This is a genomic window from Paenibacillus sp. Pae15, assembly GCF_024519685.1.
GTDB lineage: Bacteria > Bacillota > Bacilli > Paenibacillales > NBRC-103111 > Paenibacillus_G > Paenibacillus_G naphthalenovorans.
In genome coordinates this window covers 1-25,951 of record NZ_JALJRM010000039.1, presented here as the reverse complement: position 1 = coordinate 25,951, position 25,951 = coordinate 1, and the positions used below count along the sequence as shown (strand labels likewise).

The window sequence follows — 25,951 nt, the reverse complement described above, 5'->3', positions numbered from 1 at the left end:
CTAGTTACTGATGCGCTGTAGGTGCGTTGCTTTGCGGGAGACGAACTTCAAATAACGTGCGAACGGGATCGCTTTGCGCTGAGATCGTGCCCCGATGCTGTTCCACGATATTTTTCGCAATAAACAGACCGATACCGGAGCTTCCTTCCCGCTCAGTACGCGCTTTATCGACCGTGTAAAACATATCGAAAATATACGGCAGCTCTTCCGGGGGAATGCGTTGACCGTAATTGATCACTTGAACTACTGCGTTCCCCGCTTCCAGATTGCAATGAATATCTATATACTGGCCATCTTTGCCATAACGAATGGCGTTCGTAAGGAGATTCTCAAATACTCGCGCCAATAAAACTCCATCCCCCCGGATCGTCACATGGGGAGTCACATGCAATCGGGTGGTCAGGTGACTTCTTTCTAAAGCAGGATATAATTCCTCATTTAATTGGATGAGAAGCTCGCTAAGATCGATCAGTTGTTTATTCATCTTTAGCTGACCGTAATTCATACGAGCGATTTCGAAAAGCTCGTCGATCAGCTTCTCCAGCCGTTGTGACTTGGAGTAAGCAATGCCCGTATACCGCTTGATCTGTTCTGTCGTCAGATTTTCATCATGAAGTATGAAGTCCAGGTAGCCCAGAACAGAAGTGAGCGGTGTTCGCAAATCGTGTGCCAGATTCAAAACCAGTTGTTCTTTGCTGGTCTCCGCAAAGTCCCCCCTCTCCAGCGCATGCTTTAATTTGTCACTAGCCAGATTGATATCTCGCGCAATATCTTCGAACTCGTCATTCGATCGAATGTTGATGTGGCTGTTGAAATCGCCGTTTGCCAGTTGATTGATCCCACGCGATATTTCGTGAAAATAAAGCGAATATCGTTTCGTGAAGAGAAAGAAAAAATAAAAGGAGAGAGGAATAAAAAGTATCAGAAAAAAATTGAGGTCTCCGATTTCCCGCATGAAATAACGAATTCTGGTCGTCGGATCTTCAAATTTCGTCGTATGATAGTAGAACTGGAGTGCTTTAAAGATCAAAAAGGTGATCGTGCCAGAGCAAAGTGTACTTAAAACAAATAGCTGAATCATTTTAAATCGGAAACCTCGGATCTTATTAGCCATTGAACGTATATCCCACTCCCCAGACCGTCTTGATCCATTTGTTCTTGTGCTTATCTTCTTCGAGCTTCTTCCGCAACGCGCGTATATGCACCATAACTGTATTGCTGCCTTCGTAGTAGGCTTCCCCCCATACACGTTCGAAAATATTCTCCGTGCTGAACACCTTATTCGGGTGGCTGGCCAATAAGTACAAGATGTCAAATTCCTTCGGGGTTAGCTCAATCGGTTTGTTATACAATCGTACCATTCGTTGTTCGGGATTGATCATCAGACCGCGCACCTCCAGAACGGCAACGTTCGATGTCGCCGATGGATTGAACTGCAACGCTCGCCGCAATTGCGCATTTACCCGAGCGACCAGCTCCATCGGATTGAACGGTTTGGTCACATAATCGTCCGCTCCTCTGACCAGTCCTGTAATTTTATCAAGATCGGTCGCTTTAGCACTTAAAAAAATAATGGGCAGGTGGTGACTTTCCCGAATGAGCTGCGTTGCTTCGTAGCCGTTCAGATTCGGCATCATAATATCGAGAATCGCCAGATCAATCGGTTGTGTCCGAATGGCTTGCACGGCGGCCAGCCCGTCAGAAACTTTCACACAACGATAACCCTCTTTGGTTAGATGCAGTTCTACCAAATCGGCAATTTCCGGTTCGTCATCGGCGATTAAAATAGTGATCGATTTCATAATCCACCTCAAGTAAATATGATGATTGAACTACATCGTATCAGAACTTCTTCGCCAGAACAACGGCGCGCGGGGCACCCGGAACGGCGGATGCCGGCGTCGTCAGCCAGGACCCCAGTCTATAAGCGACGAAGCCGAGCATGCCTCCAATGGAATTTAAAAAAAGATCGTCCACGTCAAACGTACCGAGCGAAAATAACACTTGGACGCTTTCCAGCCCGATACTTACCGCCAAGGAGCGCCATAGCGTCCCCGCCAACGTCAGCTTTCCGGCCTTCGCAAGAACATTAAGGAACATGCCGAACGGGACAAAGATCGCAATATTTCCGAAGAGGTTCGTCAGGCTGTGTACAGTCAACGCATCAAGCGCTCTGGTAATTTCCTTCAAGGGAACCAGATTCCCAGCTTGCAGTCTGGCAACGATATATTCCGGATAAGTCGCGGTTCGCAGTAACTGATCCCATAGAAACGCAACATCCACCCGGCCGAACTTGAATAAAATAATTTTGAGCAGCGCGTACATGTAGAAAGCAAACAATAGCCGAACGCCCCAATGTTTCAACCGGTAGCCGGCTCTCATCCGTTCCCCTCCTTTGGTATCGAAACCTCCGGATTCTTAACTTCCGGCATCCCATCCTCCTGAAACGCACCCTCCGGCTTCTCAAGCGCCGGATCGATGTCCGCTGGCGTATCGCTAGTCGGCGTATCAATCTGCGGTTTATCGTTCGGACGATTGCCGGTTGGAGCCCCCTCGTTTGTCGGCGTATCGCTTGTCGATGAATCGTTCTCCGGTTTATCGTTTGTTGGAGTATCGCCCTGCCCGGAATATACTGTCACAATAACACCATCCATATTGTTGCCTGAAATTTCATAGCGGGTATCCGCCGGCACATGAATCGTGATATCTTCGAGAACAGAATAGTAGTAAATGGAATACTCTTCGTGGTTTATCGTGGTCTTTATCGATTTCCGTTCCTTCAAAAATCCCAAATATTCCTCAAGAACAAAATTGTTCTCATACATAATAGCGCTATGCGGCAAACCGACATAACGATAATGCCATGGTTCATACGGAATCACTGTAATTTCTGTTTTGTCCTCCGGATAGCGCAAGATAAAGCCGTATTTCCAGGCGTTCTCTTTCAGCCATAGCCCTTCAGAAGCAGACTCCATCTTCCCTTGCGTTGATCCGATATCCACCGCCAAACCGAGGTTATGCTCACTAAAGCCTGCCGGCAACGCGTAGCCGGGCTCGTTTTCCTCGTATTGCTTGCTCTGTTCCGCTTCGTCCCGATAGCCGCTGGTGAGCATAAAGTGGTTAATGCCATCCTGATGTGCCGCTGCAATCATCACAGATAATTTTTGTGCCAAAAAAGGCGTCAATCGGATCGAGTTGTCCAAGAGCCCGTATCCGTTTATCAGTTCCGGATTTTTTGCCAAATTGACGGCATCCGATACGTTAGTCCCCGGAGGTACGGGATAAACTTCATTGATCAGCAGCAAATTGCCTTTGTAAACCTGATCCTTTGTTATCCGTACCGGAATCCCGTCCCCTTTAAGAGCCTCATCAAGATTCTCATCCAGATTTTCATCCTCTACTTGGTGGTTTTCTTTCGGCACATTTTCATTGTTATCGGGTTCCGGTTTAACTTGGATTACGGCATAGCCAATTATTAAAAGGATGACAAGCCCCAATAGCCATTTCTTCATTCGTAGTTTTCCTCCTTATCTTTCGTCTAATATAGAGTAGGGGAGACTATTTAAAAAGAAATGGGGCTAATATTAAAATTTTTATTAAATCGTAATCGAAAACTAACAAACGGGTTAGTGTAAAATCTTCGTGGGACTAAGATCTGGAAAAGCGAACATCGGAAAAGAGCTTCATCCTGGATACAGTGATGTTTACCAATAACACACCGTAAGGAGGAAGCTCTTATTTATTACTTAACCACAACAATCCCAACATTGAAAAAGCTGGAGCGACGGCTTTCGGAAAATGCAAGAAGAGTTTGCCCGTATCATGAAAATGATTGGAGATGCTGGATGAGCAGATATTGACTACACTCCACGTTCTTTTACCCTTTCAGCACATTGGTGGAAAAGCTATATGGAAAAATTTAATCCAAAAATTCAACACAACCATATTTAACAAACATTTTATGTCATGTCACATCAAATGCAAGACTATTGCAACGTTTTACCATTCTCACAATATGTTTTATCTCAATTCCTGTATGACCTCTCATCCAACACTCTTCCGTAAAGCAAGGCTCTGTCTGCCACTGACAAAGACAATAAGATACTATAGAGGGGCTCAGAAATGTAATTTTCATAAGTAGTGCTTCTTATATTTTCATTCGCTTTCAAGAGCTTAAATCTGCGTTTCCCTCTTCTCACCGCATCGATGGCCGTAGTATTATGCAATGCGACTTCATCGATGTCCCTAACTAAAAAAAAAGAATTACTTAGAGATCTCAGCATCGCATTTGCCAAATATGAAGTAGACTTTTGTACGGCTTGGGTGACGGATGATATCGTTTGGGAAGTCATCGGAGTTCATATCAAGCGGGGAAAAGCCGATTTTGAAAAAGCACTGAATCACATGAAAGATCGAAAAGTTCAACAATTACACATCCACAACATCATCACCCACGGAAACACGGGTTCAGTAAATGGAACCTAAGCATTCCATGATCAGCAAAGGTTTGCTTTTTGTACTTCAGAGGTTTTGGGCGAAATGCAAAAATTAAAACGATCACATCGTATGTCATTCAAATTTCTTAAACCGCAATAATGCTATTGTTTTTTTGTTGTAAAAGTGTTTTGAGAGACTCATGGAAAGGTCTAACGACATATTGGACGTTTCCATTTGTTTTATAAAAGTTCGTAAAATTGCATTTTTTATTCTAAAAATAGTCCACCACCGCATTTTAGAGGTATTTTGGCGGCATGTGCTAGAGATGTACGTTTAAAATAGGAGTTGTTAACATGAAACCCGAACTAACTTTTGTAAAACATTTCAGGTCGGGTATTTCTTATCGATTGTTAATCTCAAAAGAAGTATTCTACTAATTTACAAAAAAAGAGCCATGTTCGCACGATGAATCGCAAATAGGTTTTAGATGATAACATTTGGCTCTTTTATTGGTTGCAAAGTTCTTTTAAGTGGTGAGTAATAATTTGTTCCGTTTTTTCAATGGTGAATATATCCGGTCTTAATAGAGCATGTATGGATAAACCTTCAATGACTGCAGAAAGCCTTAATTTTTCGATTTCAATATCTATGTCTTTTTTTACATAGCCTGCCTTTATCAAGATTTCAAGCAGTGCCTCCATTAAAATGTATTCTCCTTCGATGAGTTCATCTTTTTTCGTGTTCAAAACTGCACTTGTAAGTGAACGAATGACGAAAACCAGCCATACGCCAGCTTCAGCTTGTTTATCCCGATCGACAGGAACCAATTCTAACAACGTTTCCTGTACCGCAATGAAAGAGTCTTGTGACCATGATTTATTCTTCGACCGTTCTTTCCCGCGAGCAAGAAAATAATCCATGATAAATAATAGTAACTCATCCTGGTTTGAGAAATAATGTCTCAATGCTCCGGCAGACATTCCAGCCTCAGATGCGATTCTGCGGATAGATGCTTTTTCAATACCTTCGGTTTCAATAATTTTCCAAGCCGTTTCAGCGATGATCTTCCTTTTATGATCATGATCAACAATTTTCGGCACTTCAAATCACCTCTTGTTTTATTTAACACACTGTGTTATTATTATTTTATCACAGTGTGCGAAATAAATAAATAAGGAGGATGTTTAGGTGATTGAAATCATTGAATCATTAATTCCTACCAACATAGATTTCACAACAGCACTCCTCATTATTGTGCTCTGTGCTGTCATTGATATTTTAAGCCCCGGGGTATTGGCGATTACAGCTTATATCCTTCTCATACAAAAAGAAAAAACAGCATCGCGTTTGATCGTTTTTTTAATATCCACACAAATTTGCTATTTTATGATGGGTATCTTGGTTTACCTAGGAGTTGGGCAGATAATTGGTTTTATAGAAAGCGTGACTAACAATCAAATTTCAAGTTGGTTTTATACGATTCTTGGAGCCATCTTTGTACTCATTAGTTTATATAAGCCTAAGAAAAAAATGGAATCCCGATTTTTGGAATGGTTACCTACGCAAGTGTCTATAAGAGCGATGATCATACTCGGTATTATTGTCTTTGCGATTGAGTTTACCACAGCTTTACCGTATTTTTACTCGATATTACTAATGGATGGTTTAGCGTTTCATACGGGTTTGTCCATTGGCATTTTACTTGGCTATAACGCGATTATGGTACTTCCTTCAATCTTACTATTGATCGTGTTTATACTATGTAAAAACTGGATAATGAATCAGCTTGAACAACTGCGATCAAAATTAGTAAAAGCTCCGTTGTCTTCTGTATTAGTCGGAGTGGCAATTATTGGGGCGATTTTATTCAATATTGGCATCAGGGGAGTTCTATCTTGATATTCGTTATGTAAAAAGGAGATGTAGCGTTATGAAAGAGATTGCAAGCGGTGCAAGTTTACTTCTATTGCTTCAGGGAGTTGGAGGTATCATAAATCGATTGGCAGGCGGGGGACCAAGTTGGTTTCTCGTCAATTACATCGATGCATTGCAAGGATATGAAATAATAGCCAGTATAATTTTAGTGATATTGGGAGCAATTATTGGTGTGGGTTCTCTTAAAATAAAGGATAAAGTTGACTAACCTATTATGTCTTGAAGACTTGAAGACCTCATAGTTATTCCTCACCCTTGAAGTTTATTCTATGAGCATGATACTTGGGTGAGGAAGGCTCGTAAAGTGTTCATGGTTATTCAATCAAACGTTGCTCTTCCGCCATTCTTCTTGATTTAATTCCCCGTTTATTGCAGCTGCGGATACAGCACCTGAAGCAGCTGCAACAATAGATTGGTGTAAGTGTGTAGTTGCATCCCCTGCTGCATAAACACCAGGTACACTAGTTTTTCCAAACTCATCGACTTCAATGATTCCAGTATCCAACATCCGGCAACCAAGGGCAACTGGCAAATCCGATCCAAGTTCCAATTCCGGCTTGAAGAAAATCCCTGTGCACGAAATTTCCGTCCCATCCTCAAGCTTGATATGGCTTACCATGCCTTGATTTGATTGGATTGAATGTATTGGTGCATTAAATACCGGGATATTATGTGCGCGCAATTCTTCACGTTCCGCTTCACTCAATTCATCGAGACCATTTGTACAAACTACTAACTGCTTCGACCACCCAGAAAGCAATGGGACAAAATGCATTAATGTCGCTCCTCTGTTTATGACAACTAATTGCTGATCCCTTAGTTCCCAGCCATCACAATACGGGCATACAAACGCACTCTTACCATAGACCTCCGCCAACCCTGGTATACCAAGATCACGATCCTTCATTCCGATAGCAAACAGCAGTTTTCTAGTGGCTATCTTCACCCCCGAAACAGTTTCCAACAAAAATTGTCCATCTTCCCCTTCTATCAACTTGACGATATCTTCCAGATGTGAAACCGATGGATAAGTGCGAAGCTGCTCTTTTGCAATATTTCGAAAGTCATGTGGGCTAATGCCATCACGTGTTAAAAAGCCATGAGCCTCTCTAGTCACTGCATTACGCGGTTGGCCCTCATCAATAATCAATGTCTTCTTTCTAGCACGTCCTAGCACAAGTCCAGCACTTAAACCTGCAGGACCTCCTCCAATAATAACAACATCAACTTCCTTCATGATTAACTCCCTTCCACTTTAGTTTAACTTTCCATAGGTGAAGTGATTACTCAGTATGATGCATGGGCTTATTTTCAAAATGGCAAATCTACGGCGTAAACTCGATTTGTCATTTTCTGCATATTTCATTCTAGACTTAACTTTTATTAAATAGTCTATCCAATTTCAAGTAATCTAACATGTACTTTGCAAGTGTTATGACTGAAAAAATCAACATTAAAATTATTGTGATGGAAGCGCCGGGTGGTGTACCCAATTCATAAGAAGCGACTAAACCACTTAACATGCCAACAAGCGCAATGACCATTCCATTTAATATGATAAGTGTTGTTTTTCAAAGGCAAACACAATCAAAGTACACGCCTCTTTCTTCATCCGCCTGAATATCATGCCCATCTGGATCAAAAATTCCCGCTCTTCCGGAACCGCCATTGTTTCGTACAACGCGTCCCTTATGCGGGAACTCATCGGATGTAGGCGCTTTGGTTGATTCATCCTCATGAATAATTAAACATGCTTTGCTCTTCTAACTGAATGAGCACTTTGCCGAAGCGCCCTCCTTGTTTGATTGGGATCGTTTTTCCAGGATAAGTTTGATCCAGATAATCTTCAATGATGGCCTGCGTATTCTCATCTACTGGATAATTGTAAAAGTTAAGCCAATGTAAAACCTCTTGAATGGCTTCCGCACGAGACACAACCCTGGCTTTCATTTCTTTTGTGACGAGTGAATGAAAGGCGTACCCTTTTAGATAAAGCAGCTGTAGCAAATACATCATCTCGGAGTTTTGATGCTTGTTGTATGAATGGTTTAACAGCGGTAATATTTCAAGGGTGAGGCTGTGTTCTTTAGGACCTGCTGCCAAGCTGATATAACAAAATTTTCGAGCGCAGCTGATCACTTTCTCCACCATCTCCCAGTCTGTGATCGCTGGGCACATTGACACAAAGACAAAATCAAAAGCTTGGTTCCAGCCTAATGTCTTCGTATCCATATCTTCAAAGGCTGCGCGCACGATCTTTACCTTACCGTCGGCCCATTTTTGATTGTTGTGCGCCAATAGTTCTGTGAACGGAAGCGACGGCTCAACGGCGGTCACATCTGCTCCTCTTTGTGCAAAGGGAATAGAAAATATTCCAGAGGCCGCTCCGATGTCAAGGACAGAGGCGCCATTAAAATTTACGCCTTGATTTTCCAACCAGCCGATAATACGTGCTGACCGTCTTCTTCCTTCATCGTTGAACGATTGCTCATTGTAGTTTTGTGCCGCGATGGCGCCAAAAGTGAATCTAGGCTCGATCCCTGCTGATTTCATCAAGTTTACACCTGTCGTTTGGTCGTCCTTCCAAGCTTTTTCCCAAGCAGCTTCGTTGCGTAACATTTCGATCATCTAGCTTAACACCTCATTTCTTAATGTAAAATGTAAATGGATTTCAGCTTAAGCCTCAAGCTGTTCTCATTCCCCTTCTAATTCTCCTTCAAGCTCAAGGTATTTTTGCCGCAGCTGATTCAGAACTTGTTCATCCGGTGTCCAGTACCCTCGCTGCTCGCTTTCCAGCAATGTTTCGATCATCGCATGGTAAGCCCAGCGGTTGTTGTCCTGCAGCTTCTGACCAAGCTCTTCATCAGCCACATAGACGTCATGCAGACGATCGAATACCCAAGGTTCTACTTTTCCAGTCGTGGCTGCAAGTCCCAGTACATACTCGAATCGGCTGGCCATTACCTTTGCACCATGATAAGGATGCTTCAAGAGATCGTTGATCCATTTCGGGTTAGTTAAGCGAGTCCTTACTCCGCGTGCAATCGCATGTTCAGCTGATTCTGTCTTGATGTGCTCCCTTGTCGTATCCGTAATATGAATGTCTGCTTTACGACCTTTCATTACTTCCACAGACTTTGCCAAGCCGCCAAAATACTCATAATAGTGGTCAGAATCCGTTACTTCCCATTCATGACTGCTGCGAATTTGCGACACGATATCCACCGCCAGCATATGTGACCGGTACAATTCCGGCTCCGCCTGTCCTCGCGCTAGTGCGCTGTATACATGCTGCTGGCTGTCCGTGTATGCCGCTCCGAGCTCAGACTCCTCGTTCCATCGTTTCGTCTCGATCATCCGCGTCACCGTCGTGCCATACTCGCCTTCTGCCGGGCCGAAGATGCGGGCGCACGCTAAGTCATGCGCTTGACTTGCCTCATATCCGGCAGCAAGTAGTTCCGCCTCAATACTTCGTGTATGAGCCTTGAACCAATTGTACTCATCAGGTTCATCCAGCTCGGATACCTTCCGGAATAGCTCATGTAAATCTTCCAGCAAATTCGGAAACAAATCGCGAAAAACCCCAGTAATATGCACCATGACGTTCAAGCGCGGTCGACCTAACTCCGCAAGCGGGATCACTTCATATTCAGTACGGAACGTTCCGACTCCCCCGCCAATGCGAACCCCCATATAATGCAGGATTTGCCCGATGGTTTCCCCTTGTGTGCGCGACGTCTCAATCCCCCAGAGGATGACCGCCGTCGTGTGCGGGTAGTCCCCGTGCTGCTCGCGATATTGCTGTATGGAGTTTTCGGCGACAATCGCCCCTCGTTCAGCAGCTGTACGGCTGGGCACTAAGCGGGGATCGAATTGGTACAGATTGCGTCCGGTCGGAAATATTTCAGGTGTTCTAAGCACGTCCCCAGCGAGCTTAGCTGGAACGTACCGACCCTCCAGTGCCCGCATCAGCCCTTCTGCTTCCTCATTTTGCAATGATCTTAGGTAAGCTTCGTAACCATACTCGAGCGAAGCTTCCAACTGCTTAAGCCAATCTGGATGTTCACTCTTATACATGTCCGGGATTGCCTTGTTTGACACATAAGCGGTCACTAACGCATTCGCTTCCTCATCAAGCTGGCGCAGCAAGCTCACATGCTTGCCCGAAGTTAGCTCATCCGCCCGAATTCCTTGACGTTCAGCGAGCAGTCCGCGAATGGATCGAATTTTCCCCCGCTCGTGGCGAAGCACGTATTGCATATGGTTCAAAGCGGCTTCAGGTGAATAGCTGTCGCCAAGCACATGCAGTCCACTAGGGATGAGCGAATGCTGCATGCGATAAAGCTCCTCCTCCATGTGTTCTACAGTTTCCGCGGAGAAGTCAAGCGACTTCGCTACCGCCTGCAGCTCTTGTAGAATCGCCTCACATCGTTCCGGCGCGAGCTGCTTCGCTTCACGATATTCGTGCAGCAAGGCTTCCAGCTCACGCCATTCGCCATACAGCTCAGCTTCTGTAAAGGGCGGAGCCTGATAGCCGATCAATACGGCATGGCTGCGCCGCTTGGCGATCATCGCTTCGGACGGATTCCCTACGTGATAGTAGTACAAATTGGGCAAATCCCCGAGCAAATCGTCCGGTACACAGTCCCCAGACAGAGCGGCCTCTTTCCCCCGCTGAAACTCTAAGGTGCCGTGTGTCCCGATATGGACGATGGCATCCGCTTGAAACTGTTCACGAATCCAATGATAAAACGCAGTATATTGATGCGTAGGTAGTAACGAACGGTCATGCAGCGACTTCTCTGGATCCTCATGGATACCGCGTGAAGGTTGCAGGCCGATAAACACTTGGCCGATCATTAAGCCGGGTATGAGAAAGGAGCCGTTGTCCGTCATGATGTCACCAGGCGGCTGACCCCAGCGGCTTATCGCTTCTTCTCCCCATGAACGGCCGGATAGCTTCTGTGTGAAATGGGGATCCGCATAACGGATCAACTGACTCGGAGCTTGAGGATCAGACCATTTTGCGGAATTGACTAGACCGCCCTCTATAAATCTGGCACGCAGCTCCGCCGCTGACAGTTCCTCGGTATGATATCCTTGCTGCTTCAGCCAGCTCAATAAACGTGCTATCGATTCGAATGTATCCAAGAAGGAACCGCCGAACACCGTTCCTTCGCCTGGCGGATAATTGTAGCCAATGAGCGCCAGCTTCTTCTCTGCATTGGGCTTGCTCCGCAGAGCAAGCCAGCGGCGGATGCGATCTGTCAAGCGTTTTGTCCGTTCAGGTATAAGTGCAAGCCGCTTTAGCGGAACGTTTAGCTCGGCGTCTTCTCCGTCTTCCTGCAGTGCCGCTATCGGAAACATCTCCACGCTCCCGTCAAGCTCCGGCAGCATGACCTGAACGAGCAGCAAAGATGGCTCAAGTCCACTCGCAGACTGTCTCCATTCTTGTTCCGTTCTACTGTTCAACAATAGCGGATGCAGCATCGGCACATCGAGCTGTTCCAGCATCTGCACAGCCCCGTCTTGATTTCCTCCGCCGGGACCAATCCCAAGTCGGAAAGGCAGCAGGTTCACGATAAGGTCGACTTGGTGACCTTCGCCAAGTAGCAACTCGTGCAGACGGTCGAGTGGAATGTTCATCACTGAAGGAAACGCGATCGGCATGACGTTCACGAAAGCCTCCAATTGTTCCTTAAGCTGCGCAATACATTCCGCAGTATCGAGCGGATTGCTATTCCCAAGATATAAAATCGCGACATTCGGCCGACCTTCGTCGTAGCGATTGCTTTGCCGGTAGCTGGCTGCAGACGAGTAAACCGTGCGACTGCTCGGCTCCATAATCGTTAACTCCCGAACATATACCGGATCCTTAGGCTCCGGCAACAGGTGACAGCTGCCATATTCTCGGCCAGCCAGACAAATCAGACCGAGCATATTCGCTGTGCCTCCGCCCCGCCAATATTCGGTAAATCGAACGTAGTGTTCATAATCCGCCTTACCCTCATCCATTCCTTCTAGCGACAAGGACGTTGCCGCCTGTGTATGCCCTTCTTGTCTAGGCAAATTTGCAAAGGTCAGACTGCCTAGCCTGAGTAGCGAAGCGATCTCAGCGGAGTTGCCACCAAGCGGAACGATATGAGCCGTCCCTTTGCTTAGCAGGCTACTCAACCATTCGACAACGTCCTGGCGGACGCCATGTGCATCGAAGATGACCAGGTCAGCTCCAACAAGCGTGGCTTCCACGTCCTCAAGCTCGTCGATCTTCCGACTCCCTAAATCGATGATGGTCAGATGCAGCTGTTTTTTCTGATTTTGATCAAGCAATTGATATGCTTCAGACAAATGCGACAACGTCGTTTCCCCGTTTGTGAGTATGGATAGCTTCAACGCGCCATCCTCCTTTCCGTAATCGATAAATCATTATTTTAGATCAACGTCCGTACAGCACGTTCAATGTTATTGGCATCTAATTCTTCCAGCCGGTAATACCGCGCTTGCATCGCTTCCGCCAGCTTGCGGGCATAGCCGAATCGTACTACACCATCCTCTGTATCGATCACAAGTGTGCGTATGCCAGCCGCTGCGATGCGTTGTGCAGCTTGCAGGCTTTCCTGCCATGGATCACCTGCCGCTTCTGCGCTGACGTTCGCCTTTCCATCGGTCATGACGATCATCGCGGGGATGAGTCCACTTCTTCTATTTAACAAAGGGCGAATCGCAATGAGTCCCTTTTCCAGTCCAATACCTAGCGGCGTTTTCCCGCCAGCTGGCAGCGTCCTCAATTTGCGTTCCGCGAGCTCTACACTGCGTGTCAACCCGAGCAGCAATTCAGCTTGTTGATCGCGAAAGGCAATCAAGCCCACATGGTCACGCTGCCGGTACGCATCACGAAGTAAAGACAATACCGCACCTTTGACAGCCTTCATTCTCTTATTTGCATTCATCGAACCGCTGGCATCGACGACGAATAGCAAAGCAGTTCCTGTCTTGTTTTCCCTAACCTTCACACGCACATCACTCGGCTCAATCCATAGCTTTAAGTTCGTGTTATATGAACTTAATTGTTGCTTACGTATAAGCTGAAAGGGAGCCGCCATACGAAGCGTGGCATCAAACGCAATGTCTCTTAGAGGGCCGCGCGGCATCGCAGCCCGCACATATCGACCGTTTACCGTTCCTACTGACGCTTGATTTCGTTTCCCAGTTTGCGCTTGCTTCATTGGCTGCGGCGGGGTAAAGACGAATGGCTGCACAGCGATTTCCCGTCCAACGGCTTCCACTACAGCCCGCGCCTCTAAGGAAAGAGATTGTCTACTATCGGCTTCGCCGTTGTGGTCGCCCCCAAGTTGTGCAGGCGAAGCGAATTGTGACCGGTCAACTTGCTCGCCGTTTGTCGCATGATTCTCTCCTTCCGCTTGGTTTTCTCTTTGGCTTTCCTTATCGCGATGCGATCCTGGTGATGGATGATCGTCATTCGAATCATGCTTCGTTGGCTCTTGATCCGCTAAGTCTGCCGGCGACTTCCCTCGCGACTCTTCCGAGTAAGATGCTGCACGCATCCGGTGCGGCAGCACAAAGCCCGCTGCTTCCTGCAGATGCTCCTGTGTCGTCTCTCTAAGACCCTCCCAAGCTGCGATCGTCCGGGCCGCTTCGATCAGCAGGATGTCCGCGCGGTGTCCCAGACAGCCAGCTTCCTCAGCGATTTCGGCAGCCAAATGCAGTAGCTCTTCATCAATATGTACAGCAGGCAGCCGAGTCTGAGCCGCTGCGATACGTGCTCTCAATTCCTTCGTTTCCGATTCATAAGCTAGGCGAAACGACTCCGGATCTTGTTCGAAGGCGAGCAAGCGACTTGCGATGTCCGTTCGCTCCGCAAGGTCCGTCGAGGTTTCCAGCCGCACATATAGCCCGCAGCGATCAAACATCGCCGGCAGCGGCCTCCCATCGTCCGGACTCATAGCTGCGAACAGGCGGAATGCTGCACTGTCACGGCCACTTCTTCGCTCAGAGTTCTTGCGGACATGCCCATGCGCGGGCTCGCCCGCTACATTGTCGCCAGCAGTCAGGATCGCTTTCATTAACCTTTCGGGCATGATATGTGCATTGTCTACCGTGACGATGTGCCCGTCTGCAGCTGCAAGCAAGCCGGGGACAAACGTTCGTTTGCCGCTGCGGACAGCAGCTGCCATATCCCAGTCGCCCCAAAGCCGCACCTCATCAACGTTCAAAGGAATGTTAATGACGTTAAGTTCCGGCAGCAACTCTGCAACACCATGGATGAGCGTGGACTTCGCCGTTCCTGGTGGGCCTGCCAGCAGCACCCCCTTTAATCCCGGATTTACCGCATGAAGCAGCAGCGCCTTTTGCGCACGATCTTGACCGACTACAGCACAGAACGGATACAAGTGAGGCTTAACTTGCATGGGTGACCTCGGACAGAAGGTCGCCGAGCAGCTCGCGTATCGTCTCGTGGTCATATGCTCCCTCTTCGAACGGCCGCTTGCGCATGCGATGCGGCATCACCATCATCGCCGCTTCTACCATATCGTCTGCCACAATCTGCGTTCTTCCCTGGAATGCAGCCATCGCCATGGCGGTTTTCATTAACATGATATCCGCACGATGACCGTCTACCTTCAGCCGAATGCCGACTGCGGCGGTCCATTTCAGTAACTCCTCGGACGGTTTGATTTGCTCGATTAGCTGACGCGCTCGTTCTATCCGTTCCCGCAGCTCTTGTTGTTGCGACTCATAACGTCTGCGGAACTCGGCTGGATCTGCTTCGAATGCTAGGCGCCGGCGAATGACCTCCATTCGGCTTTCCACATCTCGTTCCCCATTCACCTCTACTGAAAGCGCGAAGCGATCCAGCAGCTGCGGCCGCAGCTCCCCTTCTTCCGGGTTCATCGTACCGATCAAGATAAAGCGGCTCGGATGCGAGTAAGAGACGCCTTCTCGCTCAACGGTGTTTACTCCCATGGCTGCTGCGTCGAGCAGCGCATCGACGATCGCATCATCGAGCAAATTAATTTCATCCACGTACAATATATGTCCATGCGCCTTCGCTAACAGTCCCGGCTCGAACTTTTTCTCTCCTTCCCGGATCGCATGCTCGATATCCAATGTGCCGACGACGCGATCCTCCGTAGCATGTACGGGCAAATTCACGACGCTAAGCTCCGGCATTAAGTCCGCGAGCGCGCGTACGGCCGTCGATTTGGCAGTGCCTTTCTCCCCGCGGATCAAGATGCCGCCGAGCTTCCGATTGACAAGATTAAGCAGCAGCCCTTTGCGCATCAAGTCCTGTCCGACGATTGCCGCGAACGGATATACGTCTGCTTTCCCCTCCATGTTGATCCTCTCCTTTGTAAATGTTTTAGACATTCGTTATTTGACTGCTGCGATTGCGGGTTGAGCTGAGAAATCAACCGCCTCAAGCAGCCCTTCGATATGGCAATGCATGCGACCGCTTCGATCATCCCTTCCTACGCTCCCTCTCACACCGAACACATCGCGCAGCATGCGATCGGTGATGACTTGCTCCGGCGGTCCGCTGGCATACATTTCGCCAGCTCGCATCACCAACAATTCATCGGAGCAAGCTGCAGCATGGTTGAGATCGTGCAGGACCATGACGATCGTAATGCTATATTTGCGATTCAGATCGTGGACTAGCTCCATAACCTCCCACTGGTGATTGACATCGAGATAGGTCGTCGGTTCATCTAATAAGATTAGCCCCGATTGCTGTGCCAAGGTCATGGCAATCCATACGCGTTGCCGTTCTCCGCCGGATAAGTTAGACAGCTTTCGCTCCGCGAAGGGTAGCGTTCCGGTCTGAGCCATGGCCCATTCGACAATCTTCTCGTCTTCCTTGCGCTTTGCGCCCCATACAGGCTGATGAGGAAAACGTCCGTAACTGACCAGCGAACGCACGGACACGTCCGGCAGAGATGCTTGACTTTGCTGAAGCATTGCCATATGCCGTGCCAACTGCCGACGGGGATAGCTGTCGAGCAGTCTGCCTTGCAAGAGCACCTTTCCTTGCGCAGGCTTTAATTGACCGGCGCAAGTTTTGAGCAAGGTGCTTTTGCCGCTGCCATTCGGACCGATAATGCTGTAAATTTTTCCGACCTCCACCTGCCAATTCAGCGAATCCAGCACCGTACGGTTGTGAAGCCTCACGGACACGTCTTCCAAGCGTAACAACGTCATCTCGCTTCCCTCCTTAGCAAATATAGAAAGAACGGCGCCCCCAAAGCTCCCATCATAATGCCGACCGGCAGCTCCAAAGGAGCAAACATCAAGCGGGCGAGTGTATCGCAAAATGTCACAACGGCCGCTCCAAGCAGCACGGATGCAGGAAGTAAGAACCGATAATCACTGCCGATCAGCAAGCGGGCTGAATGCGGAACGATCAGACCGACGAAGCCGAGCAGGCCGACGACGCTGACCGCGCTTGCGGCAAGCAAGGTAGCGAGCGCCGTCAGGAAGAAGCGAGCTGCTTCCACCGACAAGCCGAGGCCGCGTGCATTGGAATCGCCAAGGGCAAGTATATTCAAATGCGAGCTGCCAATGAACGCCAGGCTCATGCCAATGAGCGAATAAGGGAGAATGATTTCAAGCTCTGGCCAGCTTTTGGCGGACAAGCCGCCAACCATAAACACGAGGGCACCGTTCACCCGATCGCTGAAGAAAATTAACAATGCGGAGATGCCAGAGCCGAGAAAGGCGGACACGGCCACGCCTGCAAGTATTAGGCGCACCGGCTGTACACCGTCCTTCCAGGCAAGTAAATAAATGATGGCGGCAGCTCCGGAAGCGCCAAGAAAAGCGATAGGTGTCAGCATCGACCATAGATGTGGAAATAAAATGAGAACGATGATGCCGAATAATCCTGCTCCAGATGACACGCCGATGATGTGCGGATCTGCCAGCGAGTTCCGCATCACGCCTTGCAAGAGTGCACCGGACAGTGCCAGATTAGCGCCAACGAGCATGCCCACTAACGTGCGAGGCAGCCGAATGTTCCACACAATTTCCTTCATTGGACCGTCATAACCGTGAAAGACATATAACCAAATCTTTGAAAAAGAAATGCGGACTGCTCCGGTACCGATGCTGAATCCAGTAGCGAGGATTACCGCAGCCGTCAAAGCGACAATGACTAGAACGCCTTTGGACATCGGAACACGGAAAGCATTAATGACCATTCTCATATGTATTCGGATAAACAAGTTTAGCCAAATATTCGACCGATTCACTTAATCGAAATCCCGGGTTTGAGAGAAACCGATCAGACGGCAAGATGATCATACGGTTTTCCTTCACAGCACGCAGCGATGTCCATGCAGGTTGGCTGGCCAGATCGGATTGAATTTTCTTCTCCCCATCTTCTCGCGCCCCGTGGATCAGAATAAAAACATAATCCGGATTTAGCTCGACGATTTTTTCCAGACTAAATGGTGCAGTCGACGGACTGTCGCTTGCTGCTTCCCATGTTTCCGCCAAATTGTTCATATGCAGCATAGTTGCGACCTCGATTCCGACGGTATCTTGCCGCTGCACAGAAAGGCTGTTAGGGGTCACGTTCAGCATGATGAAAGTTGGTGCATCACTGGCCGGTACCCGGGCAGTCCATTCACGAATTTCCTGATCCAAATCGGCAAGTGCTTCCCTAGCTTTGTTTTCCGTCCCGGAGAGCTGACCGAACAACACCGCTTTTTGCTTCAAGTCCGCATATGTACTCAGATTGAACAGGGCGAACGGCACGTTACTCGCATCCAAAATCGCCGTTAACTCACGGTGAAACACCACAGAGCCGATCACGAGATCAGGCTTTAAAGCAAGTAGCTTCTCCGTATTGACGGTCGTCATTCCCCCGACTTCTTCGATTCGCTCCGCCTCATCCGGCACCGTTCCACCCGGTGATGTGGCGTGGGCAATGGCGTGACCGTCAACCGAATAAAGCAAATCCAATAGCTGCGGCGATAGGACGATGATGCGCTGTGGTTGCTCAGGCAGCCGAATCTCCCTTCCAGTGTCGTCTTCGAACGTGAGAAACGACGCCTTTTCTTCCTCCCCATCATGAACAGATACAGATCTAGACTCCGCTGACGGCGATAACTCCAATGCATCACGATTATTGTCGCTCGCAGGATTGGACGGCGCTGCACAACCGGATACGAACATAACTCCTGCTAGCAGTCCTCCGCTCCATTGGCGAAGTAAATTTTGCCGCTTGTATGCATGCATCACTTTGAACCTCCTGTCTTTTGATTCATACAACACTTCACTCAAAATGATGTTAATCGTAATCATTACGATTAACTCATGCATATTGTAACAGCGACTACTTTTATATGTCAACCACTTCGTAATGTTTACTATTAATTTTTTGAAAATCAAAAGGACTTGACGGTTACAAAGGTTCCACAAGGTTTAGGTGGGAGGATGGCAAATATGCTGTAACGCCACCTCTATCGATGCCCCACCCTTTAATGCGTAGCTTGCAAATACATGACGGAATGTATGGCTAGTAAAATCAATTAATTCGTTGTTCTTATCTCGGATATTATGCTGTTTAATCCATGGTCGCAAATGATTCTTATTCCAATTTGAATGCGAAGCCAATCCAACCGGGTAGCCTTTTTTGCTTCTATTTCTTGACAGGAACAAATATGGAAGCCCTGATTCCTTTTGTAACGGCACTGCATATTCTTTGATTTTATCCAATGCGTATACTACTAGTTGATTCGCTGGCTTTGAAACCTCTACTGGTTCGGGACTCAACTTTCCAGTTGAATAAATTAGCATCGTATCGCCGCCTACTTGCTTGATTGAGGCGCTATAAATAGTGATCAACTCACTAATACGCAGTCCCAATTGAGTCAATATATTTAACTTATAATGTTATGTATTTTTCCGATTGAAACACTTACCCTTAGGATAAGCAGGGAGGTTGTAAATCGATGTCTGATTTAAAAAAACTGATCGGTGAAAAAATTCGTAGCATACGTAATAAAAAAAATCTGACCTTACTTCAATTAAGCCAAATAACAGGGCAACAAACCTCATATTTAACCGAAGTTGAACTTGGAAAAAGAAATCTATCTATTGATTCATTGGAAAAAATCATGGACGCTCTTAACATAAAGCCAGGAAATCTTTTAGATTTTCGAGAAATCGATCCAGATTCTCAGGAATTTGAGACCAGAACTGTCCTTGAGGTCCACTATCAATTTCTATTAGGGAAGAAGAGCGAAGATGTAAAGATGATCCATAAGGTAACAACGGAGATTTTCAAATCAATAGATGCCGCAGCGAGGTCTGAATAGCCATTTTTTATCGCCATTAACACAAAAAGAGCGTTTTCTTTTTTACACGGGATTTCACTCTTGTATTTTCTTTAACTGTACCTGCCAATAATCGCTTCAATAATTTGTAAGTTTTAAGAGCTGACAGTATCCCTATGCAACGCTTAGCCATGTTTTAATTTGGTCTAATGTTGCCTCACTTTTGGCTTGGTTGTAAATATATTCAATCATGTCGTGCTTTTTCTGGATACGGTAGTGATGTAACCCATCGTTTAAACTTCCTTGGCTGTCATACTGGTAATATAACGTAGAAAACATGAGCAGGGTCAAGTAACGATCAATCGCCTGAGTAGATCGAACCTGGTAACGATCCATGGCCGGTTGTACTTTCGCAGTTCGAAAATACGTTTCAATGTCCCAACGTTTGCTGTAATAGCATAGAATCTCTTCATTGCTCAGTGAAATATCCGTGCTCAGAAAGGCCTTCATCAGCTTAGATTCAAAGCCATCTCCCTCTTTCCAACATAGGAGCAGGGCGGCATTTTCCAAGAGATTGAGCTTCCCTTCATAGCGATATACTCGGTAAGCGGAGGAGCCGATCGTTCTCCAGACCTTCAGCTCCTTTAAAATACCCAATTGGACAACCAACCAGCCTAGGTTATAACCAGGTTTCTGAAAATCCCGATCTCAAAAGTAAAAAAAGCGCTTGAAAACCCAAACGCTAGGTGTTATTCATGATAAAATGGCGGCGAAATCCCTTTAAGCACTTAGTTCCAGAAATACTGCATCCGCGTATACCCGACATCCCATGCTTTCATGTCGCCCTTAATCGTGATCTTCAGCTCATCCCCCGGCTCAAGCGGAATCTTGAATAGCGAAGGGAACAGATCAGGATGAGTACGCTGAAGTTCTCCAGAACTGCTCATGATCTCCCTGTCATCCCGAGTAACACTGATACTACCGGAATAATCCGTTGGTTCGGGGCATCCGTAATCGAAGGAGAAAATCGTCTGTCCCTCAGACTTGTACGTGAACGTTCTGGAATCTCCGCCTTCAGCGCCATATAGGTTATAGCGGAGCGGTATCTTCTGTCCGTTGATTTGAATACTGTCCGGTTTGTCTCCGGTGGATGAATTGCCCGAGTTGTCCGTCCATTCAGTGATCGCCACAAACGGACCCTCTACTTTAGTTGTTATTTTGTCTACCGCCGCCCCTAATCCCCATAAAGCTATAAAAAGAACCATACCCGATATAGCCGTTGCCACCAGATTGCGCCCGAGGCTCCGGTAACGGAAACCAAGCTTGTACGCCCCAAAACCGAGGGCTGCTCCAATCGAATTCTGAAGAGCGTCGTTGATATCGAAGCTGCCCAGGAATGTAAGGGCCTGGATCGTTTCCAGCACAAGAATCGCGATGAAGAATAAGATGATGAACCGGACAAAGCTGACCCGGTATAGCCATGGAATCAATATACCGAAAGGAATAAACGCAATAGTGTTCCCGAAAGCCACCATACTCATTAGGTTGGGATGCAGGAGATCAGCTGGAGACGGCAAACTAATAAAGTTCTCGGGCATGAAAATAAAGGTGTAGCTGGAAATTTGCTCCGAAGCCTCTCCTCTGCCGAAAGCGAAGAACATAAAATAAAGTACAATAATGGTATAGACAATAGTTGCGGTTAGTAAAATTTTGCGTTGTTTGACCATGCTTAACTCCTCCACTCTATTTTTCCACTTGTCACTATAACCTACTTGCCTGTTTCATGAAACCCCCACCCCTTAGCTTGATTAACTTTACTTGCCCAAATTCAGTTCTATGAAATGTAAAAAGAGACACCCTTGACTCTCTGACCAACCACTCCACGCAGAGGAGAACATGATATGTCTCATACGTTTATCACAACAAAATCATTGGAACAATCGGTCGGAACAATGGAAACTTCCGCTCCCCTGCATGATACACGCCGCTCATGCTTACTTGATGCAGGGTTTGAACCGGTGATCCGACTTATAGACGTCCGCATTACACACAAGAGCTAAGCATCGCAAGGCATGTAGAATTCAAGGCAATATCTTCACCCAGCGATTAGTTTCTGAAGTATTTGGCGAGTCATGAATGTGATCGGTCGGTCTTCGCAAATCATGTTCCAGATTTATTGTGTTATTCGCTTTTGCTTCATCCAGCAGGGCGGCCATTAACTTCTAGTATTCTTGGTAAGTCTGATCCGACCTCTTGGCTTACTTCCGCAAATTTTGAAGCAAGAAACGCCGGAATCCCCGGTTGTTCTTCATTTCACCGAATTACACTTTCCACCTCGATCATGCGCCGGACGGAAAGTTCACGACCTTCCTCGCTCTGAAGTTCTTCACGTGCTTTTGCCTTTTAGCCAAGATAAGTCATTTCTCACTTTAATCTCGCGATTCCCTTGCGCTTTGCTGCAACGCTCCTTAAGTGGGCAACCTTCAAGTCTGCACATCGGTAGTAACGCATTTGTACTTCATACACGCTTTCATTTTTTTGTATGCTCTCGCGCAGAAGTGAAGCGCGCATGGGCTTAATGACTGCAGGCGGCTCATTCAGGTTACAAAAGGGCGAGGGAGTGGGTATGGGTGAAGGAGTTTACGTCCGCCCTTTGAACGTCGTGTTGTACTCTTCTAACCTTTTCCAAGGGATTTTGCCCTTCCTTGAGCGCCTCCAGTCGATCCAGTACAAACCGGACATCATCAACCCTGACGCTCATCATTTTCAGTACCGTATTCGGCCCGAAATCAGGCAATTGCTCGGTCTCTATTCTCCCGTCGGGAAACTCTACGACCATTGTCTCATATGTGTGGTCAATGGTCACAACGACATAGCCAGTATTGGCCAATTCCTGAACGTTAATCGTACCTAGACTTCTCGGAACAGATCCGCCCGGAGAATAAATGATGACAGGCCAGCCCTTCTCTCCGTGCTCTGCGGGTGCGTTCAGCGAAGCATGAACGCCGATGTTGGATAGATCGATTCGGCCGGGCTCTACTCCGATTGTCGGCATGACGGTTTCGTCGTAAAATGCAGCTGCGTTTGGCGGCATATATTTGGCTTTCTGGCCAACCTCTCGGGTGGCCGGGTACCAGATGCTGATCATAAGCTCCCGCTTTCGATCCTTTACCCAAGGATCGGCTCGGTCGATATCTGTCAAGTGGAGCTCCGTCACGCCCACTGGCATCTCGCCAGTCGGCTCAGGTAACGTGATGTGAATCCGTTCACCGGTATGCGGTTCGTCGTATTGTACTGGCGGTTCAGCCAAGATGAACAGGCTAACGGCCGCAACCATTACGGCTGCTGAGGCGAACATGGCGAACCTAACCTTACGAGCAGACTCCCCGTTGATAAACTTTATGATAGAATTTACTGTGATCATGTAATATGTCATATAGATCACCATAAACAATCCAACGCAAACCAATATTGGAAGCAGGAGATTTATACCACCCATTCCTCCGAAGAGCTTCCGCAGCCAGTTAAAGATAATCAAATAATGACCGAGGCCGACCAACAGCGGTAACAAGAAGATCAGTGCGTTCTGTTTCAGGATCGTAGCGGCGATTTCCTTGTGGCTCACGCCGATTTTTTTCAATATCTCATAGCGAGAACGATCGTTCGTCGCCTCCGTCAACTGTTTAAAGTATAGGATACTTCCCGTTGCTAGAAGGAACATCACACCCAAAAACCCTAGAATGAAAACATTAAAAGCTGCATTCTCGATGCCGAGGCGATACACGGAATAATAGGTCGACAGCTTCATTTCTGATGTCTGTATAGCTGCAAGCGCATCAGCGGTCGCCTTCGTATTCTTCTGGTCCTCAACGATGTAACCAACATATTGCTCGGTAGTAACTTGCGCTTCCAGCTTGCGAAATGTATCATCCGCAACGACGACCATAATATCCGGATAATGCCAATTGAGAACACGTTCAATCGTCATGCCTGCGAAAGTTAAGCTCACGCTCCCATTGGGCAAATCAAGGGTGATGGTTTCTCCATCATAATCCCCCCATTCGTAATCCGTATACATGGGGCGAATCGCAATCACATGGTCTGATTCGTTCAGCGTTAACCGACCAAGACGCAGCACATCCGCTACACGATTATATGCGCTGACCGATATCACTTTCACCGGATGCTCGGCTGCCTTGCGCTCACGATCAGACAAGATATCGTCGCTTGACGCTTCGCCGCTCAGATGAATGACCGGAATCGACATCTTGGCTTTCACGGGATGCGCATCGTCGCCACGTATGATCTCCTCGACCTTTTGATCGACTTCGTCATCCTGTGCAATATGCATGTAACTAAAAGGTGCCGTTACACGTGCCGTGTGCTCGTAAGCGTAGTAAGTGCTGAAACCGAAACTGAAGGCGCATAGTGCGATTGCGGACAAGATGGTAATGACGCTTAGCGTGCGTGCATTCCCTTTCATTCGGTACACCAGGTTGGAAATCATGATTAGGTTCATGCCCTTGTAATAATGGTGCTTCCGCCGCTTGGCATACTTTAGCAGAAATATAACGAGCGATGAGAAAAGCAAGAAAGTCCCTGCGATGATGCCGACGGTCATGACGCCCAGGTTAGTAAAGATCTGTTCATTGTTTTCGAAATTCTGAAGTCCGAATCCGTAGCCGACGATGAGCAACACGATTGCTGCGGCAGCGTGAACGATCGAGGCGCTCGGTTCCTGCTCCCCTTCCTGCTCTGCGCGGAACAATTCGATAAGCTTGAATCGATAGACCAATCGATAAGCTTGTACAGAAGTTATTGTAATTAGTATAAGAAATACAACCACAGTGGTAAGCACCGCAGGAAGGGAGAACGTGATTCCGACATCGACAGCTACTCCCAATAAGCGCATTAAAATCATGGCAAACAGCTTCGACAATAGCGTACCGGCCACAATACCGAGAACTAGGACGCCGGCTCCAATTATCATATTTTCATAGAACAGCATCCGGCCGATTGTTTTTTTTGGAAAACCTAATAAAGCATATAGCCCGGCTTCTTTTTTTCGTTTGTGGGTAAAAAATTGGCCAGAGTACATCATAAAGACGGATACAAACAATACCAGGATGATTGATCCAACCATGAACACAGATTGCATGCTATCTGAAGATTCGACAGCCTCGACTACCTGCGTACTATATTGTAGTGAAGCAAAGACATAAAATATGGCGACGCTTGCGAACATGGAAAATAAATATATGAAATAGTTGCGAAGATTACCTTTTATATTTTTCTTGGCCAACTCAAATAACGTCATCCGTACGCCCTCCAAGCACCGTCAACACATCCAGTATCTTTTTAAAGAATGCTTGTCGCGGTGTCGTTCCTTTGACGATCTCGGCAAAAATGACACCGTCTTTTAGAAAGAGAACTCGACTGCAGTAGCTTGCCGCTAATGCATCATGAGTCACCATCAGAATGGTCGCATGCTCTTGTTCGTTCAGTTCATTTAGCGCCTCTAGCAGGCTGGCCGCAGCTTTAGAATCCAGCGCTCCCGTCGGTTCGTCGGCCAGAATCAGTCGCGGACGCGTCACAATGGCACGGCAGGCAGCAGTTCGCTGTTTCTGACCTCCGGAGATTTGGTAAGGGTATTTTTCTAGAATATGCTTGATGTTAAATCGTTCCGCAATGGCAGACACTCTGTTCTCCAATTCGTCGACCGATATACCGGACAACGCGAGGGGGAGCAGAATGTTTTCCTTGACCGTCAACGTATCCAGCAAATTATAGTCTTGAAAAATGAATCCTAGCTTGGATCGCCGAAAAGCCGATAACTGCGCCTCGTTCATTTGAAGAACGTTTTCCCCGTCGATCACGATGCTGCCGGAGGTCGGTTCATCGATGGTGGCGGCCATATGAAGCAGTGTTGTCTTCCCGGAGCCCGATGGCCCCATAATGCCGACAAATTCTCCTTCGCCTATGCACATATCGATCCCGTGAAGCACCGGCACGACGTTCCCTTTATTCCCATAACTTTTCGTTAACGCTTTTATTTCAATAACCGTTTCCACTGTATCTTTCCTCCCTGCTTTCCCTTTTTCAATTTCCATCGTACCATGCCGGTGACTAGTTATCCTTACGCTGAACTTACGTTTTTCTACTGGCGAGCTTACATTTTTGTCACGGTACTAGTTGCAGTAGTGTTAGCCGAATTAAGATATAATAGGGCTTGCTGAACAAGATTAGTTCCATCTACACCCAACGCAAGTCTCTAAACC

21 protein-coding genes and 3 pseudogenes are annotated in these 25,951 nt (G+C 47.2%); 4 read left to right on the top strand and 20 right to left on the bottom strand.

What is annotated here, in order from left to right; translation table 11 throughout:
- Positions 1–4 precede the first annotated feature (4 nt).
- From NR121_RS23045 to NR121_RS23030, 4 genes and pseudogenes are all read right to left on the bottom strand, one after another.
- The gene (locus tag NR121_RS23045; protein ID WP_055109542.1) at positions 5–1,114 is read right to left on the bottom strand and encodes a HAMP domain-containing sensor histidine kinase; all 1,110 of its coding nucleotides are present in this window, start codon (positions 1,112–1,114) and stop codon (positions 5–7) included.
- A complete protein-coding gene (locus NR121_RS23040) occupies positions 1,107–1,802 on the bottom strand; it encodes a response regulator transcription factor (protein WP_054819298.1) in 696 nt (231 codons plus the stop codon). The genes NR121_RS23045 and NR121_RS23040 overlap by 8 nt, the downstream gene beginning before the upstream one ends.
- 40 nt (positions 1,803–1,842) lie before the next feature.
- The gene (locus NR121_RS23035) at positions 1,843–2,382 is read right to left on the bottom strand and encodes a VanZ family protein (RefSeq protein WP_055109544.1); all 540 of its coding nucleotides are present in this window, start codon (positions 2,380–2,382) and stop codon (positions 1,843–1,845) included.
- Between the two features lie 209 nt (positions 2,383–2,591).
- Positions 2,592–3,512 (bottom strand): annotated as a pseudogene (locus NR121_RS23030) (M15 family metallopeptidase); the annotation flags it as partial.
- 727 nt (positions 3,513–4,239) lie between these two features.
- On the opposite strand from NR121_RS23030, the gene NR121_RS23025 reads away from it, so the two are divergent.
- Positions 4,240–4,485, top strand: a complete 246-nt coding sequence (locus NR121_RS23025) for a nuclear transport factor 2-like protein (RefSeq protein ID WP_256831989.1) — start codon at positions 4,240–4,242, stop codon at positions 4,483–4,485.
- Positions 4,486–4,943: 458 nt separating this feature from the next.
- Here the strand turns inward: NR121_RS23025 and NR121_RS23020 are convergent, their stop codons facing one another.
- Complete coding sequence (locus NR121_RS23020; RefSeq protein WP_256831988.1) at positions 4,944–5,537, bottom strand: TetR/AcrR family transcriptional regulator; 594 nt, start codon at positions 5,535–5,537, stop codon at positions 4,944–4,946.
- 88 nt (positions 5,538–5,625) lie between these two features.
- On the opposite strand from NR121_RS23020, the gene NR121_RS23015 reads away from it, so the two are divergent.
- Both NR121_RS23015 and NR121_RS23010 read left to right on the top strand, forming a co-directional pair.
- A complete protein-coding gene (locus NR121_RS23015) occupies positions 5,626–6,336 on the top strand; it encodes a GAP family protein (protein ID WP_054819295.1) in 711 nt (236 codons plus the stop codon).
- Between the two features lie 31 nt (positions 6,337–6,367).
- Positions 6,368–6,580 carry a hypothetical protein gene (locus tag NR121_RS23010; protein ID WP_054819294.1) on the top strand — a complete coding sequence of 71 codons (213 nt, stop codon included), beginning with the start codon at positions 6,368–6,370 and terminating at the stop codon, positions 6,578–6,580.
- Between the two features lie 114 nt (positions 6,581–6,694).
- On the opposite strand, the gene NR121_RS23005 is transcribed toward NR121_RS23010, so the two are convergent.
- From NR121_RS23005 to NR121_RS22965, 10 genes and pseudogenes are all read right to left on the bottom strand, one after another.
- A complete protein-coding gene (locus NR121_RS23005) occupies positions 6,695–7,609 on the bottom strand; it encodes an NAD(P)/FAD-dependent oxidoreductase (RefSeq protein ID WP_213530946.1) in 915 nt (304 codons plus the stop codon).
- A 136-nt stretch (positions 7,610–7,745) separates the two neighbouring features.
- A pseudogene (locus NR121_RS25415) lies at positions 7,746–7,910 on the bottom strand (zinc ABC transporter permease); the annotation flags it as partial.
- Positions 7,911–8,106: 196 nt separating this feature from the next.
- Positions 8,107–9,000 carry a class I SAM-dependent methyltransferase gene (locus NR121_RS23000; RefSeq protein WP_054819293.1) on the bottom strand — a complete coding sequence of 298 codons (894 nt, stop codon included), beginning with the start codon at positions 8,998–9,000 and terminating at the stop codon, positions 8,107–8,109.
- A 66-nt stretch (positions 9,001–9,066) separates the two neighbouring features.
- Positions 9,067–12,765 (bottom strand): magnesium chelatase subunit H, encoded by a 3,699-nt coding sequence (gene bchH / locus NR121_RS22995; protein ID WP_256831987.1) that lies wholly within the window; start codon positions 12,763–12,765, stop codon positions 9,067–9,069.
- Between the two features lie 38 nt (positions 12,766–12,803).
- Complete coding sequence (locus NR121_RS22990; RefSeq protein WP_256831986.1) at positions 12,804–14,855, bottom strand: VWA domain-containing protein; 2,052 nt, start codon at positions 14,853–14,855, stop codon at positions 12,804–12,806.
- Positions 14,791–15,729 (bottom strand): magnesium chelatase ATPase subunit I, encoded by a 939-nt coding sequence (locus NR121_RS22985; protein WP_054819290.1) that lies wholly within the window; start codon positions 15,727–15,729, stop codon positions 14,791–14,793. Before NR121_RS22985 ends, NR121_RS22990 begins: the two co-directional genes overlap by 65 nt.
- A gap of 36 nt (positions 15,730–15,765) precedes the next feature.
- Positions 15,766–16,593, bottom strand: a complete 828-nt coding sequence (locus NR121_RS22980; RefSeq protein WP_007130966.1) for an ABC transporter ATP-binding protein — start codon at positions 16,591–16,593, stop codon at positions 15,766–15,768.
- Complete coding sequence (locus NR121_RS22975) at positions 16,590–17,591, bottom strand: FecCD family ABC transporter permease (RefSeq protein WP_306277309.1); 1,002 nt, start codon at positions 17,589–17,591, stop codon at positions 16,590–16,592. Before NR121_RS22975 ends, NR121_RS22980 begins: the two co-directional genes overlap by 4 nt.
- Positions 17,581–18,633, bottom strand: a complete 1,053-nt coding sequence (locus NR121_RS22970; RefSeq protein ID WP_256831992.1) for an ABC transporter substrate-binding protein — start codon at positions 18,631–18,633, stop codon at positions 17,581–17,583. Before NR121_RS22970 ends, NR121_RS22975 begins: the two co-directional genes overlap by 11 nt.
- Before the next feature lie 186 nt (positions 18,634–18,819).
- The gene (locus NR121_RS22965) at positions 18,820–19,272 is read right to left on the bottom strand and encodes a site-specific integrase (protein WP_074048690.1); all 453 of its coding nucleotides are present in this window, start codon (positions 19,270–19,272) and stop codon (positions 18,820–18,822) included.
- Between the two features lie 77 nt (positions 19,273–19,349).
- Here NR121_RS22965 and NR121_RS22960 point away from each other — a divergent pair, with 77 nt between their 5' ends.
- The gene (locus NR121_RS22960) at positions 19,350–19,715 is read left to right on the top strand and encodes a helix-turn-helix domain-containing protein (protein WP_055109574.1); all 366 of its coding nucleotides are present in this window, start codon (positions 19,350–19,352) and stop codon (positions 19,713–19,715) included.
- 132 nt (positions 19,716–19,847) lie between these two features.
- On the opposite strand, the gene NR121_RS22955 is transcribed toward NR121_RS22960, so the two are convergent.
- The 5 genes and pseudogenes from NR121_RS22955 to NR121_RS22940 all read right to left on the bottom strand — a co-directional run bounded on the left by NR121_RS22955 (position 19,848) and on the right by NR121_RS22940 (position 25,744).
- Complete coding sequence (locus NR121_RS22955; protein WP_095397593.1) at positions 19,848–20,330, bottom strand: hypothetical protein; 483 nt, start codon at positions 20,328–20,330, stop codon at positions 19,848–19,850.
- Between the two features lie 131 nt (positions 20,331–20,461).
- Complete coding sequence (locus NR121_RS22950; protein WP_054819287.1) at positions 20,462–21,400, bottom strand: VanZ family protein; 939 nt, start codon at positions 21,398–21,400, stop codon at positions 20,462–20,464.
- Between the two features lie 534 nt (positions 21,401–21,934).
- Positions 21,935–22,223, bottom strand: a pseudogene (locus NR121_RS25510) (transposase); the annotation flags it as partial.
- A 52-nt stretch (positions 22,224–22,275) separates the two neighbouring features.
- Complete coding sequence (locus tag NR121_RS22945; RefSeq protein WP_256831985.1) at positions 22,276–24,990, bottom strand: ABC transporter permease; 2,715 nt, start codon at positions 24,988–24,990, stop codon at positions 22,276–22,278.
- The gene (locus NR121_RS22940) at positions 24,977–25,744 is read right to left on the bottom strand and encodes an ABC transporter ATP-binding protein (protein ID WP_007130972.1); all 768 of its coding nucleotides are present in this window, start codon (positions 25,742–25,744) and stop codon (positions 24,977–24,979) included. The genes NR121_RS22945 and NR121_RS22940 overlap by 14 nt, the downstream gene beginning before the upstream one ends.
- Positions 25,745–25,951: the final 207 nt, after the last annotated feature.

Excerpts from the sequence above, each read along its gene's own strand:
- NR121_RS23045 (WP_055109542.1), bottom strand. The coding sequence starts at position 1,114 with ATGGCTAATAAGATCCGAGGTTTCCGATTTAAAATGATTCAGCTATTT.
- NR121_RS23040 (WP_054819298.1), bottom strand. The coding sequence starts at position 1,802 with ATGAAATCGATCACTATTTTAATCGCCGATGACGAACCGGAAATTGCC.
- NR121_RS23035 (WP_055109544.1), bottom strand. The coding sequence starts at position 2,382 with ATGAGAGCCGGCTACCGGTTGAAACATTGGGGCGTTCGGCTATTGTTT.
- NR121_RS23025 (WP_256831989.1), top strand. The coding sequence starts at position 4,240 with ATGTCCCTAACTAAAAAAAAAGAATTACTTAGAGATCTCAGCATCGCA.
- NR121_RS23010 (WP_054819294.1), top strand. The coding sequence starts at position 6,368 with ATGAAAGAGATTGCAAGCGGTGCAAGTTTACTTCTATTGCTTCAGGGA.
- NR121_RS23005 (WP_213530946.1), bottom strand. The coding sequence starts at position 7,609 with ATGAAGGAAGTTGATGTTGTTATTATTGGAGGAGGTCCTGCAGGTTTA.
- NR121_RS23000 (WP_054819293.1), bottom strand. The coding sequence starts at position 9,000 with ATGATCGAAATGTTACGCAACGAAGCTGCTTGGGAAAAAGCTTGGAAG.
- NR121_RS22990 (WP_256831986.1), bottom strand. The coding sequence starts at position 14,855 with ATGACCACGAGACGATACGCGAGCTGCTCGGCGACCTTCTGTCCGAGG.
- NR121_RS22985 (WP_054819290.1), bottom strand. The coding sequence starts at position 15,729 with ATGGAGGGGAAAGCAGACGTATATCCGTTCGCGGCAATCGTCGGACAG.
- NR121_RS22980 (WP_007130966.1), bottom strand. The coding sequence starts at position 16,593 with ATGACGTTGTTACGCTTGGAAGACGTGTCCGTGAGGCTTCACAACCGT.
- NR121_RS22975 (WP_306277309.1), bottom strand. The coding sequence starts at position 17,591 with ATGGTCATTAATGCTTTCCGTGTTCCGATGTCCAAAGGCGTTCTAGTC.
- NR121_RS22970 (WP_256831992.1), bottom strand. The coding sequence starts at position 18,633 with ATGCATGCATACAAGCGGCAAAATTTACTTCGCCAATGGAGCGGAGGA.
- NR121_RS22960 (WP_055109574.1), top strand. The coding sequence starts at position 19,350 with ATGTCTGATTTAAAAAAACTGATCGGTGAAAAAATTCGTAGCATACGT.
- NR121_RS22950 (WP_054819287.1), bottom strand. The coding sequence starts at position 21,400 with ATGGTCAAACAACGCAAAATTTTACTAACCGCAACTATTGTCTATACC.
- NR121_RS22945 (WP_256831985.1), bottom strand. The coding sequence starts at position 24,990 with ATGACGTTATTTGAGTTGGCCAAGAAAAATATAAAAGGTAATCTTCGC.